Below are 16754 nucleotides of genomic sequence, written 5' to 3'. Positions count from 1 at the left end.
TTGCTACCAGCAAAAATGAATCAAGTTTTTCCTGTATCAATCGCGCAGGTGACAGATATGCATCTGTTTGCGAATGAGAATCATCATCTACTGGGAATGCCTACAACACACTCTTTCCAAGCAGTTCTAGAGCAGGTAAAAAAACTGCAAGCCGAACTGGATTTACTCCTGCTTACGGGAGACTTGTCTAGTGACGGTACGCCTGATTCCTATGAAACTTTACAGAATTTGCTGCGTCCCTTGCAAATACCAACTTATTGGATACCAGGGAATCATGATTGTGCGATCGCAATGGAGCAAGTCTTAAATCTGGGACTGGTTTCTCAGCGCAAGTCTTTTGAGCGTGGAGGCTGGAATTTTGTACTACTTGACTCCACTGTACCAGGGTGCGTGCATGGTCATCTATCGGCACCAACTTTATCTTGGTTGGATTCTCGGTTAGAAATGATAGGCAACAAGCCTACATTGATAGCTTTACACCATCCACCTTTTCAGGTAAAATCTCATTGGCTTGATACTACTAGCCTGCAAAATCCCAAGGAATTTTTTGCCATTGTTGAGCGCTATCCGCAAGTCAAGTTAGTTTTGTTCGGTCATATACATCAGGAATTTCACTGTCAACGTCAAGAAATTCACTACCTGGGGACTCCCTCGACGAGTATACAATTTGAGCCAGAAAGCTCAAAGTTTGCCCTAGACCGAAAACCACCTGGTTTTCGCCTGCTAAAACTCTACCCAAATGGTAGCTGGGAAACTTGGGTTGAAAGAGTTCCCTATTTTCACACACTCAATATGGCAGCAACAGGATATTAAATCAATGATGAATGATAAATTATGAATTAGGATTTTTCACAATTCATCATTCATAATTTTTAGACCTTTACTTCATCTGCAAAACTAGCCCAGCGGACAAAGTAAAATGGTCCAGCGACCGATCCCCAGATATGCTCATCGGTTTCTAGATCACGTCCGCGATCGCGACTAGTGAATTTGTGTTCATCAATCTCAAAATCACTATCGAGGTAGGTCTTTTGTCCTTTGCGAACCACAATGCAGCCTTTACCTGGTTCTACCCTGCCTTGAAAACTGTGACCTGTCCACTCTACAATCATGTTGCAGCCTGGTAGTTTTTCCAGCTCGTCAGCAGTTAGAGTTTTGAGGCGTTCAAGGTTACGAGATGCACCGTAAAACTTTTTTTCTTCCTTGATGGTGTAGTTCTCGATTTCGATGTGGTTCCCTGCGTTTACCAACTTCAAAACCCTAACGCGATAGGGGTCATTGAGCATATAATCATACGCTTGTTCAACAAACAAACTTACCCCTGATAAGACTTCCAAGGGTAGAGGACGCATACACACGCGAATGTGAGCAAAAAAAGGCGGGTTTTCAAAAGCTTGTTCTTGATTGCTGAAGTCAGACGCCATCCAGCGGGCTAAAGTTGCTATATCCGTAGAATTAGTCATTCTATCAAATTTAGATTCTGGATTTTGAATTGAGTTAACCGAGCTACCAGTACGTAGCCGGACAAAATAGAAATTGTATTATGGAATATTCTATAGCTTCTGGTTGCCTGTCTATTAGGAGAATTTTTTGCTAACTATCGTCAGATAGGTCATAGGTTCGTAGTTGCGCGCTTAAGCGCAACAGTTAAGCAACAATTTCTGATGCAACAAAAAGGTGAAATATCCATGCTACGGCGCTTAAGTGTTACCATGACAGCCACTGCTACATTCTGTCTCCTTTGCAGTTCCCTAACAATAGCAGCGAGCAAAAAGCCTCAACCGCCAGATAAATTTCCCCCTAATCCACTGGAGATTACAACACCCGATCCATTACTACCACGTTCGCCTAAAGATAAACAGCCCCTTACCCCCCAAGAGCGTCAAAAATTGGAGGCGGCGCTTGATGATCTCAATCAACAAGCGGCGGCGAAACTACAAGCAGGAGACAAGATAACAGCGTTCGACATTTGGAACCGCGAACTACGCTTGCGCCGCTTCTTAGGTTCATTAGCAGAGGTGCAAGCACTGTCGCGGGTGGGTACAGTAGCCTGGAATCAAAATGAGAGCCAACAAGTGCAATATATTACACAGCGATTGCAAGCCATTCAAAAAGAGGCTCAATCCCAAAAGACAACAGATTTACAACTTTTGCAGGCTCTAGGTCTAGCTTACCTAGAAGTGCGATCGCCTAAAGAAGCAGTAGAAGTTTATACCCAAGTTTTGGCAGCAGTACGACAGCGAAAAGATAGCGCAGCAGAAGTAGACACCCTGAAGACCATTGGAGAATTGCATCTGGGTTGGTTTGATTACGCATCAGCAGCTTCAACTTATGAGCAATTGCGAGCTTTCGCTTCCTCTAGGGGCGAGCGCCTTAACGAAATAGCATACCTGCAACAGCTAGCTTATATTTACGAGCAAACAAAACAACCAGAGCAATCACTCAAGATACGTAATCAACTAGCGGAAGTCTATCAGCAAGAAAACAACCTGATTCAGTTATCAACATTGAAGCAGGCTATTGGCTCAGACTACGAATCCTTGGCGCGGAAAAATCCCAGCTTACTACAAGAAGCTTTCAAAAACTATCAAGAAGCTTATACCACAGCTTGGCAATTAGAGCAATATGTTCGTGCTGGTGAAGCTTTGCAAAAGTTAATCGCGCTTTATCGTTCTCAAGGACAAGTGGAAGAGGCTTTGCAAGCAAGCCAAATTCTGTTGCAGGCACAGGAGCGAGCTGCCAATCTTTACGGTTTAATGAATGCTTATGACCAAATTGGGCAGATTCATTTGGAACGCAAAGACTATCCGCAAGCACGAGTCGCTTTTCAAAAAGGGTTGGAGATAGCTCAACAGTTGAACTATGATGAATTATACTTCAACGAGCAGATTCAAAAACTGTCAAAATAATGACCGAGAAAGAACTCAGAACTCAGAATGGATTTGGGGTTTGAAGTTAAGGTTTCTTAGTTCTGGTTCCTAGCTGCGTGGTGCTTGCCCCGCTCATTGATTTATAGAGAAAAAAGATTTTTTCGGTGTTAAATCCCCACTCATTTATCCGTGGGAATATTCTGTATTCTGCGTTCTTCTTCAGAATTTGTAGTTCCTCATTAGGATGGGAATTCAAATTACGAATTATGAATTACGAATTTGCTGTTGGGTGCTTTAACAAGCTCATAAAGTTTATCCTCAAACTTTTCCATACATACCGACCAATCAAATTCAAGTATGGAGAGGCGAGCTTGTTGAGACATTTCTTCTTTAAGCTGAGGATTTTCAAGAATTGCAATCACCTTGTTAGCGAAATCAGTTGGGTTATTGGGTTCAGCGAGGAAGCCATTCAAACCAGGCATAACCTGCTCCGCAGTTGAGGGTGCAACAGCAGCCACAACAGGGGTTCCAGAAGCCAGTGCTTCGTTATTTGCTGTGCAAAAGTTTTCAGTAACCGAAGCGTTCACAAAGACATCTGCACGAGCGTACCATCCTAAAAGTTCTGTTCCGTGGGACTCACCCCACACAGTCACACCGGATTTAAACTCTTCGGCACGCCCACGGATTTCCTCATCTTGGGGACCACTGCCAATGATGACCAAGTGGACATCAGGAATTTTGGCGGCAATTATTGGATATGCGTCTAGGAGTTGGTTGACATTCTTTTCTGCGGTAATGCGTCCGACAAAAAGGAGAGTCGGTCTGCCGTCGTTAGGAATAGGATTATAACAGATGTTTGCCGGATTAAATTTTTGGCAATCCACTCCTTGGTAAGGGAGATATTCGCTGCGTTGAGATTTCATTTGTTTGTACTTAGCAAGCTGTTCTCGAGAAGAAAAGAAATTGACATCATACACTTCAGTGAACTGCTTCACCAAAAAGGGAATGATAGGACGAAAAAGGTTAAAAAATTGATTTCCTAAGTAATATTGGATATAGGCAACGATATCAGTATGGAAGAGAGATACTATTGGAGTGCCTGTTCGTTTTGCGTATTCAATTCCAATGGGGCGACCGTAACCTTGCAAATAAAGCGAGTAAAACCCTCTCATTTGCGCCGCTTCTTCAACCACTATAATGTCGGGCTGAAACTTCAAAAGTAACTCAGTATCGCTCCAATGCCGATAGTGCAATGGTTGAGGAAGAGACTTATAAAATATCAGCGGCTGTGTTGGAAATTCATAGTCGGAAAAATTGGGGAAAGGCTTTAACTCATTCAGCCCTGGCATGGGACGATTGCTAACAGATTTGGGGTACTGGTCGTTGATTTCAGGGTGAATGAGAAAGACTTCATGCCCCTGTTGTAACAACCAACGAACCCGTTGGTGTACTGCTACGGAGACCCCCGTTAAGAACGGAGCATACAAGCTTGTAAAAATCGCAATGCGAAGAGGTTGCTTGTTCATAATTTATGTGCAGTATTGTCTATTTTCCCAAGCTAAAAGCTGATGTCTTCAAACAAAAGTAAATCTGTTGGCGCTGATACAGTTGAATTTAGGATTTAGGCATTGCTAAAAAATCCTAAAAAAGCAGAATATGTTTTCTGCCCTGTCTAACCCTACCTATTTCCGTTACTGATTGGTTTTGCTCATGGTCATAACTGATTCCTTGTAATTTTACATTTTATGGCAATATATAATTGATTCATCTGCAACCAAATTAGCAAAATTTAGCGGTTTTAAAGAACATATATTACTTCAGTAGTCCCCCAGGAGATCTTGGTATCCTTAAGGGTATATCTAGTCATCTTATTTAAGACAAATTAGAAACTATAAAAAAGTGTGAAATGTACCAAAAATATTGCTAACTTAGGTTAAATTAGCAATGATTTCTTGAACAAACGGGACTCATTTGATAGTATTCATCTATTTGTGTAAGGTTCGCCACAAACAGACAAGTAAACAAGCCACTACTTTGACAAAAAAAGTGAACTAAAACTAAACCTATTTATCAGGTACTCACTAAAATACAGGCGGGTGATTATGAAAACCATAGCAGGTAAGACAGTGGTCTTGACCGGTGCATCTGGTGGAATTGGAGTATTTATTGCCCGTGCTCTGGCAAGAGAACAGGCAACTGTAGTCGGAGTTTCTCGTTCCAAGGAAAGTTTAGAGAAAATATCTGCTGAGGTCGAAATTGCAGGTGGGAGAGGCATAAGTATTCCATTTGACATCAGCAAAGTGGAAGAATTATCAGTTCTAGTGCAGCAAATTCATGAGCTTGCAGGTCCAATTGATATTTTGATTAACAATGCTGCAATAGAAAAATATCGACCTTTCCAAAATTACACCTTAGAAGATATCCAATCAATATTAACGACCAATCTAGTTGCACCGATGGAATTATCCCGTTTGATACTGCCAAGCATGGTAGATCGCAATAGCGGTCACATCGTCAATATTTCATCTGGTTCCGGTAAAAAGGGAGCGCCTTACAACAGCATTTACTCAGCTAGTAAAGCGGGTATGATTATGTGGACAGATTCAATGCGGCAGGAATTAACTAATACCAATGTAGGGGTTTCTGTAGTCTGTCCTGGGTATACTTCAGCAGGAATGTTTGTCAATTTTGGCTTACCAGCACCAAGTTTAGCACGGGTTCACAGACCACTTGATGTGGCGATCGCTGTTATCCAAGCTATCAAGCAAAACCAAGGAGAAGTCTTACTTGATGGAGTTTTAACAAGGCTTCTGTTTTCAAACATACAACTTTTTCCTAACTTTGGAGATGCAATTTATCGCTGGATTGGTTTAACCAAACTGAACCGAACCTGTGCAGAAAATCAAATGCGTGATGAAAGTTCTGCACAAAATTAGGGACAAGGGAGATGAAGGGGGGGATAAGAAAGTTACATCCTCCTGATCCCTCCCATCTCTCCAAATCCATAACTCACTTAAAAAACAAGGCAAACATGGCTGATAGTCATTATGATGCCATCATTATTGGCACGGGTGCCGGTGGTGGAACTTTAGCTAATTTATTGGCAGCCAGTGGCAAGAAAATTTTAGTCCTAGAACGAGGAAGTTTTTTACCCAAAGAAAAAGCCAATTGGGATTCGGAGCAAGTTCATAAAAAAGAACGCTATCTGAATTCTGAGGTTTGGCACAAAAAAGATGGCAAACCATTGCGTCCCGCAACATACTATTATGTTGGCGGTAACACCAAATTTTATGGCGGTGCTTTATTCAGATTTCGTGAGCAGGACTTTGAAAAAATCATTCATAAAGACGGCATCTCTCACGAATGGCATTTGAAGTATCGGGATTTTGCCCCGTACTACGATAGGGCTGAAAAATTGTACGAAGTACATGGGAAGCGTGGTTTAGATCCTACTGAACCCCCAAGCAGTGAAGACTATCCCTTTCCACCAGTTAGTCACGAACCCTTTATTGAACAAATTCATGATGCTTTAAAAGAAAAAAGCTTTCATCCATTTTATTTACCACTTGGTATCAAGCTCAATGAAGCCAATCGTTTTTTAAGTACTTGTATTCGTTGTGATACTTGTGATGGGTTCCCGTGTTTTCTCAATGCCAAAGCTGACGCTGACATTAACGGTGTACGTCCAGCACTGGTCTATCCTAATTTAACTTTAATGACCAATGCAAAAGTACTGCGTTTGTATACAAGTGCATCTGGTCGTGAAGTGACTGGAGTTGAAGCAGAAATTTCAGGTAAGCGTCATATATTTTCTGGGGATATTGTTGTTGTCGCTTGTGGTGCAGTCAACTCGGCTGTATTGTTACTCAAATCAGCTAATGACCAACACCCAAATGGATTAGCTAATAGTTCTCATCTTGTAGGACGCAATTATATGGCGCATAAATTTGCAGTGGTCATGGCTTTGAGTGCAAAACAAAATCCTACAAGTTTTCAAAAGACACTTGCTATCAATGATTTTTATTGGGGAGAGAAAGATTTTCCCTACCCGATGGGAAGCATACAATTGTTAGGTAATCTTAACAAAGATAAAATTGCGGCTAACGGACCACCTTTCATGCCTAGCATTTTATCTGAAGCGGTGGCGAATCATTCTGTTGCTTGGCTGCTCATAACTGAGGACTTGCCAGACCCCAATAATCGTGTGCGTGTTGAGGGAGAGAAAATCTTTCTCGACTATACAAATAACAATGAAGAAGCATTGAATCGTTTAATTAAGCGCTGGAATCAAGTGTTGAAATCAATTGAGCACCGTCAGCGAAATGGGGCATTTTCACTCTATGCTAACCTCAAAATGTCCTTACAAGAAGTGACACATCAATGTGGTACTTGTCGTTTTGGTGAAGACCCCAAAACTTCTGTGCTTGACCTCAATTGCCGCACGCATGATGTTGATAATCTTTATGTTGTTGATAGTAGCTTTTTCCCGTCTAGTACTGCTATAAATCCATCACTAACAATTATGGCAAATGCTTTGCGCGTGGGAGACCATTTGCTTGAAAGATTAGGATGTCATCTGAAATCCGGTTAATCATTACACTTCTTGCACTCATTCGGGTTAAAAGATATTTGGAACCACAGATAGACAACGGACACTTGCTATCTCCTGCGGAGACGCTGCGCGAACAACGGGGGGAACCCTCCTCCGGATTCGCCAGTCGCCTACGGCGGGAAACCCGCCTGCAGCGCTGGACTCACCGCAACGCAGTGTCCTCCAGATGCACACCGATAATTTATCTGTGTCCATCTGTGTTTATCTGTGGTTTTATATAGAAACCTTTATATCACCAGGTTCATCTAATAACTGATAAGGGCGGTATTCAACTAGACGGATGCCCCAAGGACCTTTGATTTGATAGCTGACGCCGCGCCAGTTGACTCTTCGCATCCCTAGGGATAATAGCATCGCTAACCCATAAACCCACTGTGTCAAGGGAATCGCTATGAGCATTTTCATGACTGTTACAGCTGACAATTTTGTCACTGGTTCACCATGTTTGCGAATCACTTGCTGAACCCCTTGCTCCAATGCCAGCATCATCAAGAGTAATCCCAACGTATAACTGCTATAGCAGCTAAACGACAAAGCCACAACATTCCATTCTCCGGTCAACAACGCCGCCAGAAACAACACTATGACCAGAGTAGGCATCAGTATGCTTGAAATAGCATCACTCACTACAGCCAACCACAAAGGGTGATAAAGTCGACTACTAAGTAGTTGGCGCATCAACGAATATCTTAAGCTAGGTAATTCGCACTCTTCTCGATTGAGCATCATGAGAGAAGGCACAAACTTGACCTGCATTCCATATTTTTCCAAAACCTTACGGATCAAGGTATCTTCGTTGAAGGCTTGCCCCCACTTATCTAGCAGTTCTGTTTGCCGAAGTAGTTCTGTTTTCACAGCCAAAGTCCCACCCCAAGGAATCCGGAACAGGTACATCTGCACCACTGTAGATATGTTGCCTACATACCGCACCATAGACCCCCAATATCTCCCTGTCGGTACGTACCAACGATTACCAGTTGTCGCCCCGACTTTGGGATGGGCTAGAGGGCTGACTAATTCACGCAGCCAATTAGGATGAACAACCGTATCGGCATCTACTAGAGCAACGACCTTGTAGGAATCGTCCAATTCCGAGACAGCTTGCACTAGGGAGCTGCATTTGAGACTGCAATTGTAGCGCGGCATTCTTAAAGGGCTGATTTGGACGTTGCTTGCTCCTTGCTCCCGGATCGTATCAGTGGCAATTTTCCAAGCCGGATCTTCCTGACTATCAACGATCAGCTTTAAATTATACTGTGGGTAGTTCTGGTTCAACAGCGATCGCAAGCAATGAGTCAGAAACGGATCAGCTCCGCGTAAACAGAGAATAACCGCCGTTTTGGGCAACTGGTCGTCTGGTAATAAGTTTTTCTGGGATAAGCGCAGGGACAACAAAAAAACAACCGTTAAACACACCTGAATAGCCAACCAGCCCAGTAAAGACTTAGACAGAAATATACCGAATTCTTTCATGATTCAGGGTAGTCTTTTATTAAGTGAACAGTTATTAGTAAACAGTGAACACTTAACAGCGTTAACTGTTCACTAGTAACTGTTAAATAAAAAGTACTCAGAATTCAGAACTCAGTAATCAGAAATGTTGAAGCAGCTTAGGAAAGTCATGAATTGTAAAGTTCTGGTTCCAAGCTGCGGGGAAACACCACACGAACAAGTAGCGTGAACACGAAGCGTGGGGGAGGCTCTAAATTTAGTGGTCTACAATTGTGTCTGTGGTTTAAATCTCCCACTAATTACATTCTGTTCGCGCAGCGTGTCCGCAGGACATATTCTAAGTTCTGAATTCTGCATTCTTTTTTAATGTTTTATAGGTCGAGCGAATATTTCATGACTATGTTGATGGTTGTATTTTTTCTCAGCACAAAACTGGCGTCGCGAAACTTTGGTGTACCCGTTGTTATGGATACAGTTGGATTTTTGGAAATCCCAAAACCTTCTTTCGGAATACCTAAAAAGTCTTTATTGAGTTTGTGGTCTCCGTTTTGGTCGTCAACTACGGCGACAGCATAAGTTCCTGGCTTCAAGCCGTAGAAATGCTTTTTTACAGAACTTCCTGTGATCTGAGCGCAGCCACTTTGTACTTCACTGGTATTACTATCAGGAAATCCTTTTTCACTGGAGTATACTCTTAGGCAAACTTGACCTTTTTTGTGATGTAGCTCATTTACTACGACAGTAAGTGTTGCCGTAGGTTCTGCTTTCACTGTTCTAGCTAAACTGATGCTTGCTACGATAGCGAGAAAAAAAGTGCTGACTTGAAATATTCTAGGCATAATCTACGCAGTTCTCAACAAGTAATTTTTCCCTTTGTCTTGAGATTTAGAAAAAGCTGCAAAAAAAGCTTTTTCTACTTAACTAGGAGCAAAAGCAGCGTATGAAGCAACAACTCTATTGCATCAATTTTTGGATGTCGGTTTTTTGCAGCCATTCTTGTGTACGCCGCATCCCCTCTTCTAGATCAACTGTTGGTTGATAACTTAACTGCCTTTGTGCTTTGGCGATCGAATAAGCATAGGGGCGAGTCATAAAATCTACAGCTTCGGGCAAAATGTCGGCTTGTTTACGAAAAAGTTTTTGTCCTTGATAGCGTAGCTGGAGAAACAATTTCAGTTCATCTTTTGGTAAAGAAAAGGGTGCAGGGAATCCTGCTACGTCAGCTAAACGTGTAAAATACTCTTTCCAAGTCGTTTCTTGTCCATCAGTCACATTGAAAATTTCCCCGTATGTTTCTTTTTCGATGGCAAGAAATATGGCATCGATAAGGTTATCGATATACACATGGTTGATGACTCCCCGTCCATCATTAGCATAGGCAAATAATCTTTGCCGCATCATCACAAGCGGTCGAACTATCCAGGGAATACTCTCAGGTCCGTAAACATCTCCTGGTCTAATGATAGTGATGCCAAAATTGGGAGGGTCGTTCAGTGTTAAAAGTGCTTTTTCAGCTTCTATTTTTGTCTGACAGTAAGGATTTTTCTCATCACACAATGGTCCGTCTTCAGTGATGTGATTGCGATAGTTAAAACCATAGACCAAAACACTTGAGAGATGAATGAAAGTTTTCACACCAGCATTCTTAGCGGCTTGAGCCATATTGACAGTTCCGCGAACATTTATCTCACGAAATTGGTCGAGAGAACCGCCTTCTTTTGCTAGTTCAGCTGTATGTAAAACTATGTCTACTCCTTGACAAGCCATTTGGGCAACTGTTGGATCAGTGACAGTGCCATAAATCACCTTTGCGCCTAAGTTTTGCGCTTTTTTGCTCTTATCTGAAGTATCTTGCAATCCACAAACCTTTATCCCCTGCGCTACGGCTAGTTCTGTAGCACGCAAACCGATAAATCCGCCAATTCCAGTGATGAGGAGAGTTTTGTTTTTCAGGTTCATAGAAGATTGTAATGAAAAATTGAAGCTGGGTTATGTTTGTGAGCTATCTTGTGTCATGAGTTATTAGTCCTTTGTATTTATAAAGGATTAATCACTCATGCTAGAAAATGTCTGCTGGATCTGTAGAGCGGAGTTGGTTGATAGCCAATGCTCCTGAAATCATACACATTAATATTGTTGAGATTAAGACAATTATTCCATTGTGTAAAGACATCATTATTGGTAATTTAGTGACTTGCATGGCAAAATCATATAAACCTAAAGAAATAGCAAATCCTGGTATATAAGCCAAGATTGATAATATAAAAGCCTGTTGAAAAACAACATTAAATAAATAATTATTTGCATAGCCTATGGCTTTTAAAGTCGCATAAGCAACTAATTGATTGGAAATATTACTATAAAGAATTTGATAAACAATGACTATACCAACTACAGAAGCCATTGATAACATGAGATTGAGTATAAAACCAATTGGTGTTCTTTTCGACCAATATTGTTTTTCAAAATCAATAAATTCTTGACGGGTAAAAACTAGGACATCATTAGGTAAGCTGGCTTGTAAATTTCTCTGAACATTTTGCGGATTGATACCACGCTTAAGGGTTATCGCACCTATATCTATCATTTCTGCTGAACGGCTGTTTGAAAATATTCTGAGGAAAGTTGAGTCACTGACAATTAAATTACCGTCTACTCCAAATGAGGAACCTAAGCTAAATAAGCCACCAACTCTGACTCTATAACCAGCCAATGAGTTAAAAGGAAAAATTTCAATAACCTGGTCTGATTTTTCTTTTTCAAATTTTTGAGCAATATCCCCAAACTCTGGTCGAGAATTACGGTCAAAAAGCACGACATCAGGAATTTTAATTCTCTCTAAATTTTCCTCAATTTTTGGCATATTCATCACAGGCTTTCCCGGTTCAAACCCAATAACATATATTGAGTATTTTTGACCGTTAACAGGATTTTTAAATTTGGCAAATCCTATATACATATGGCTGACTGACTCGACCCCATTAAACCCTAAGGTTTGATACAAGCGAGTCCGGAAAAAGCTTTGATTTGCTGTTAATGCTTTATATTGAGAACTGACTAAAAATAAATCGCCTTGGAGATGCCGATGTACTTGGGTAGCGCTGGAATAAAGAGCATCTTGGAAACCAAGTTGCATAAACATCAGAATCACAATAAAAGCAATACCAGCCACAGCCACAAGAGAACGAACTTTGTGTCGGACGAGTTGCAGCCATGCTACAGGAGTTTTAACAGCCATGATTTCAGCCTGTTGAAATAGTGTGCAATGCGAATGTAAGTTTTGAGTCAGGGTCACCCCCTTCCAGGGGCGAAGCGAGTGTCAAATGTGAATGGCGACATCCACTTGTAAGTTGGTTAAACCTGCGACCCTTTGACTATCTGCTGGATCATTGATGCGGATTTTCACCTCAATGATTCTGCGGTCTGTGTCTGATGTTGGATTGACACTTAGGATGTTTTGTCTGTCAACTTGCAAACCAATCTCACTTACAGTTCCTTTGATTTTTCTAGGAAACGCGGTGCTGGTAATGGTAGCTTTTTGACCTACACGTACTTTGCCAATGTCAGTTTGATAAACTTCTGCCAGCACATACATTTGAGATGTTTTGCCTATCTCAACAATCCCTTCATTACTGCTTACTTCTCCCGTTTTGGCGTGAACTTTCAAAATTCTTCCATCTAGGGGAGATTTGAGGTAAGTTAAACTATGATCTGCTTTTGCTTCTTGGACAGCAGTGATAGCACTTTGAACTTCGGCTTCTGCCAACTTAACATCTACGACTCGCACCTCTTTAATACTCCCCAGTTTGGCTTTTGCCTCATTGAGCTGGTCGTTGGTGGTGTTGACGCTACTGTTGAGGTTAGCTTGGGCTTCTGTAAGCTGCTGTTGCACTGTCTGTTGTTGCAAACGCTTGCTATCTGCTGTGGAAGCTGAAATGGCACCTTCTTGATAGAGTTGCTGATATCGATCATTTTCAGTTTGAGCATTTTCTAACTCAGCCTCTAAACGGGCAATTGTCGCTTGCTGAGTTGCTACCTCTCCTTTTAATTGCGATTCTAAGCGAGCGATCGCCGCTTTTTGTGCCTCTATGTCTCCTGGTTTAGCTCCAGCTTTTACCTGCGCGAGTTCAGCTTGAGCAACTTGAACTTTGTCTAAAGCTTGTTGTAAAGCTGCCCTACTGCGAGCATGATTTTCAAGCAAAGCCAGGACTTGCCCAGCTTGAACCTCATCGCCTTCTTTGACCAGCATTTTTTCAACTCGGACTCCGCTTTGTGAGCTGGGAGCATACAACTTAGTCACTTCACCTTGAGGCTGTAGACGTCCCAAGGCAGTCACGGCAACTCTGGTTGGGACAGCCTTTGGGGCTTGTGCTGGCTGAGTTTGAACGTTAGACTTTCGTGAAGAATTGTAGAAAAATAGTAGCCCGGTAGCTGAAGCAACAAGAGCTGCTAACATAATCGACCACCGATACGAGGGTTTCGTGTATAACTGGCTTTCCTTTTCTGCTGCCATATTCTCATCTCAATTGTGTTGTTATGCCGAAGGGTAGCCTCAATGGCTATACCAGTTGACTACTGTGGAAGGTTGGAAATTCATCAACAGAACTTTTCCTATGCAAATCTGATATTCATGAGCGGAAAAGTCTTATCAGTTTTAGAAACTTTTGTAGGCAATTGCTTAGAACGAAGCCACCAAGGATAACTTGTCGGTGGTAAAACAGATTGTGTTACACAAAAATCTACTCATTTCTATCCCAATGTAAACATTGGATAAATTAGCTTAAAAGCATACAGATGCTATCAAAAAAACCTCAATCTCAAGCAAAACGAAGCGTCGTAAGAGATAATTTGCCAAAACTTGTATTCCATAGTCGCAAAAAAGTTTGAATTTGTCAATCAGTGACTCTGCATAAGTTTTATCCCAATTTTTTGTTGCCTAGTTTCAATCTTGAGAAAACGAAAAAATATTGTTGCAGAAACTACAAACAATTCAAGAGAAAACCAGTTTTTTAAATACATATCTTGCAGCTTGTCCTAACGACTAAAGTCATGATTTGTCAAACACAGCCCGCCTGCATGGGATTAATTTAGCTTGCGTAGGTAGCCTTTGCTCGTGTAGTCACTATGAACTGCAAAGCACCCTCACCATGAAAATCTTCCTTCCCTGCTCTCCCTGATTTTTTTAAGCCAGTCCTGGGTTTCTCATCTTTGAGCAATAAGGACCATTGAGGTGAGCAAAACTGTTATCATTGAACATGAAAACAAATAATCAGTTTTGTTTATAATTCAAAGACCAAAATAGGGAACTTTCTAATGGCGATTCACTTCCTTGATTCTAAGTCAGTGAGTGCCCAGAGCAATAAAAAGGATGAATGATCAAGGTTTAAGGGTGAAGTGAGAAGAAATATACAGATGAAATCTCCAAAAACAAAACGTGAAACCAATATATTGGTTCAACAGCTTTATCTTACGCTTTCGGAGGAAGCCGTGAAGTTCACTACTCACTTTATACTTTATACTTCATACTTTAAATGGCTTTTAGGACAGTGGCGAATTATAAAACATTCTCATCAGAATTATCATGAAACGTTTGTTTTTGATAGTACTGATGAAATAAACTAGCTATATCTTATCGTTGGTATTTTCGCTCTCCACACTCAAGAGCAGCAATTATGCCTATAAAATCAGTGCCCATAGACCAAATTAAAATTGGTCTTAACCGCCGTCCCATCAACGGCGACAAAGTTGAGGAGTTGAAAGAATCAATTCAGGCTAATGGTCTGTTGAACCCAATCACAGTAGACCGAAAGCTGAACTTGATTGCTGGGCTACACCGTCTTACAGCTTGTCAGTTACTTGGTTTAGAGAAAATTGAGTGTAATATTGTTGATTACGAAGATGCTGACCAAGCTCGTTTAGCGGAGATAGACGAGAATTTTATCCGTAATGAGTTAAAACCTCTAGAGCGAGCAGAACTGCTATTAGAGCGCCAGAAAATTCTGGATAGACTGGGACTCATGGCTAAAGCAGGAGATAACCAGCATACCCTCAAAGGTGGTGAAATCATTTCACCACCTCCCAAAACTAATTTAGAGTTTGCAAAAGCAATCGGATACAGCGAACGCAGCTTGCAGCACGATAAGCAAATTGCTAAAGATATTCACTTTGAAGTCAAACAGAAAATAAAAGGTACGGCGATCGCTGATATAAAAACGGAGCTGATCAGGATAGCCAGAACAGGAAGTAAAGAACGCGCCTTAGCAGAACAGGCTCAACAGGCTCTAGAGTTAGCTCAGGCGAAAGGAGACGAACAACAAGCCCAGCAGCAAGCTAAAATTGCGACGCAGTGGCGGCTTAGGCAACAAGAGTTACAGTTGCAAGCCTTCAAAATTGCTATGGCAAAGAGAGAGGCTAAGTTAGCCGCAAAGAAAGCCCAACCTCTCGTTGAGCAGCCTCAAGCCAGGAAATCAACAGTTGCTGCTCACAAGCCTGGGGTAAATGTTGGTGACGAATGGATGCTCAATCGACAGCACCTAGTTTATTGCGGGGATACTGCTGGTAAACAATTCGCGAACCTGCTTCCTAGTGATGCAGCTCTGGCTATTGCTACCCTTTCCTCAACCTGGAATCATGATTACTTAGTAGATGAAGCTCGGATTGTCGCTGTGCTGCGCTCCGAGGGCAATATTTATGACTTTTGTAGCCGCACTCGGATGCCATTTCAATACGAATTAGTACTTGGCAATTTGTATGTGGGTATTTTTTCGCGTCAATCAATATCCAAGCCACAAATACCAATTCATATAGAAGGAGTTGAGGGAATAGTAGCTTACTTATTAAATATGTATACAAATCAAAATAATTTTGTCATTGCTCCGTTTATGGGACACGGTGAAATTCTGATTGCTTGCGAAAGAATGGGACGTATATGTTTTATGGGGGATGAGAATCCGGAGTTAGTGAGTCGCGGGATTATGCGGTGGCAAGAGTGGAGTGGTAAGCAAGCAGAGAAAACAGGAGCCTCTGAAGTATAAAATACTAAAGTAGGTTGGTTTTCGGGAACTATAAACTAACCTACCATCCTACATAGATTAATTGTGTCCTCAATGCATCAAGATTTAAAAGTTTAAAGCTAATTTATTTGACTTTTAAGATGTTATCTATAATAAGGGCTGAAAATTCCAAGAATTACCATATTTTTATGAATAACCCACTGATACTTATTCTGTAATTGTATGCATTTGTAAAAGAGTAAGCGAATTTACAAAAAATGTACTTAGCTCTTACAGCGTTTTTCATATATTTGAACCACAATCTTTGGTAGGGGCGTAAGCCCGAAGCGCAGGCTCCTTCATGTGCGCAGCGTGCCCTTCGGGCATACAGCCGTTCGCCCTTACAGTGTGGTCTATTTACCCGAAAATTGCTGTAATCAAGGTCTAATTTACACCGCCATAAAAAACATTATTGGAGGCGAAATAATAGTAAACACCTATACTTTTTTATTTTTTAAAAAGTTTATATCTGCAATAATTCTACTTTTTTCTAAAATTGCTAAAAACGAACTATTCAATTTCCATCATTTATGCTAGTGTTTGTATTAATTATCATGTTTCAAGGTAGTAAGGCAAATTGTTTAGTTAATTGAGAGCGAAAAACTAAAAATAGTTTGCTTACTATAGCAATCCTAAGTCAGTTGTGAAATCATTCGTCTAAATCTCTCTTCCTTTCTTGTTCTCTCTTGCCTGAAGTGGTAGCCTGCGGCACGCCCAGCGCTGCCTCACCGCTGGGTGTCTACATTAACTACAGTTCATGTTCACAAA

Annotated in this window: 13 protein-coding genes; 6 read left to right on the top strand and 7 right to left on the bottom strand. The window is 41.3% G+C overall.

Annotation, left to right across the window (positions count from 1 at the left end):
• Positions 1-15 precede the first annotated feature (15 nt).
• Positions 16-813, top strand: a complete 798-nt coding sequence (cpdA, locus tag MAS10914_RS0120670; RefSeq protein WP_017317852.1) for a 3',5'-cyclic-AMP phosphodiesterase — start codon at positions 16-18, stop codon at positions 811-813.
• A gap of 59 nt (positions 814-872) precedes the next feature.
• Here the strand turns inward: cpdA and MAS10914_RS0120665 are convergent, their stop codons facing one another.
• Positions 873-1463, bottom strand: a complete 591-nt coding sequence (locus MAS10914_RS0120665; protein ID WP_017317851.1) for a chromophore lyase CpcT/CpeT — start codon at positions 1461-1463, stop codon at positions 873-875.
• Positions 1464-1688: 225 nt separating this feature from the next.
• Here MAS10914_RS0120665 and MAS10914_RS0120660 point away from each other — a divergent pair, with 225 nt between their 5' ends.
• Positions 1689-2909 carry a tetratricopeptide repeat protein gene (locus MAS10914_RS0120660; RefSeq protein WP_026082702.1) on the top strand — a complete coding sequence of 407 codons (1221 nt, stop codon included), beginning with the start codon at positions 1689-1691 and terminating at the stop codon, positions 2907-2909.
• A gap of 218 nt (positions 2910-3127) precedes the next feature.
• Here MAS10914_RS0120660 and MAS10914_RS0120655 read toward each other — a convergent pair whose 3' ends face one another.
• Positions 3128-4396 carry a glycosyltransferase gene (locus MAS10914_RS0120655; protein WP_017317849.1) on the bottom strand — a complete coding sequence of 423 codons (1269 nt, stop codon included), beginning with the start codon at positions 4394-4396 and terminating at the stop codon, positions 3128-3130.
• 576 nt (positions 4397-4972) lie between these two features.
• On the opposite strand from MAS10914_RS0120655, the gene MAS10914_RS0120650 reads away from it, so the two are divergent.
• From MAS10914_RS0120650 to MAS10914_RS34470, 3 genes are all read left to right on the top strand, one after another.
• On the top strand, positions 4973-5806 hold the full coding sequence (locus MAS10914_RS0120650; RefSeq protein WP_017317848.1) for an SDR family NAD(P)-dependent oxidoreductase: 834 nt from the start codon (positions 4973-4975) through the stop codon (positions 5804-5806).
• Positions 5807-5901: 95 nt separating this feature from the next.
• Positions 5902-7461, top strand: a complete 1560-nt coding sequence (locus MAS10914_RS0120645; RefSeq protein WP_017317847.1) for a GMC oxidoreductase — start codon at positions 5902-5904, stop codon at positions 7459-7461.
• Positions 7440-7703 carry a hypothetical protein gene (locus MAS10914_RS34470; protein ID WP_156818204.1) on the top strand — a complete coding sequence of 88 codons (264 nt, stop codon included), beginning with the start codon at positions 7440-7442 and terminating at the stop codon, positions 7701-7703. The genes MAS10914_RS0120645 and MAS10914_RS34470 overlap by 22 nt, the downstream gene beginning before the upstream one ends.
• On the opposite strand, the gene MAS10914_RS0120640 is transcribed toward MAS10914_RS34470, so the two are convergent.
• From MAS10914_RS0120640 to MAS10914_RS0120620, 5 genes are all read right to left on the bottom strand, one after another.
• Entirely contained in the window at positions 7696-8955 is a 1260-nt protein-coding gene (locus MAS10914_RS0120640) for a glycosyltransferase (protein WP_017317846.1), read from the bottom strand. The two genes, MAS10914_RS34470 and MAS10914_RS0120640, sit on opposite strands and share 8 nt — an antisense overlap.
• A 350-nt stretch (positions 8956-9305) precedes the next feature.
• Positions 9306-9773: a DUF2141 domain-containing protein gene (locus tag MAS10914_RS0120635; RefSeq protein WP_017317845.1), complete on the bottom strand. Its 468-nt coding sequence runs from the start codon at positions 9771-9773 to the stop codon at positions 9306-9308.
• Between the two features lie 115 nt (positions 9774-9888).
• Entirely contained in the window at positions 9889-10893 is a 1005-nt protein-coding gene (locus tag MAS10914_RS0120630; protein ID WP_017317844.1) for an NAD-dependent epimerase/dehydratase family protein, read from the bottom strand.
• Positions 10894-10993: 100 nt separating this feature from the next.
• Positions 10994-12172 (bottom strand): ABC transporter permease DevC, encoded by a 1179-nt coding sequence (gene devC, locus MAS10914_RS0120625; protein ID WP_017317843.1) that lies wholly within the window; start codon positions 12170-12172, stop codon positions 10994-10996.
• An 81-nt stretch (positions 12173-12253) separates the two neighbouring features.
• Entirely contained in the window at positions 12254-13447 is a 1194-nt protein-coding gene (locus tag MAS10914_RS0120620) for an ABC exporter membrane fusion protein (RefSeq protein WP_017317842.1), read from the bottom strand.
• Positions 13448-14606: 1159 nt separating this feature from the next.
• Between MAS10914_RS0120620 and MAS10914_RS0120610 the strand changes: the two genes are divergently transcribed.
• Positions 14607-15968 carry a ParB/RepB/Spo0J family partition protein gene (locus MAS10914_RS0120610; RefSeq protein WP_017317840.1) on the top strand — a complete coding sequence of 454 codons (1362 nt, stop codon included), beginning with the start codon at positions 14607-14609 and terminating at the stop codon, positions 15966-15968.
• The last annotated feature ends 786 nt before the right edge of the window (positions 15969-16754 follow it).

Source organism: Mastigocladopsis repens PCC 10914 (assembly GCF_000315565.1).
GTDB lineage: Bacteria > Cyanobacteriota > Cyanobacteriia > Cyanobacteriales > Nostocaceae > Mastigocladopsis > Mastigocladopsis repens.
Note: the sequence above shows the minus strand (reverse complement) of the source record. Positions and strands in the feature narration are given on the sequence as shown.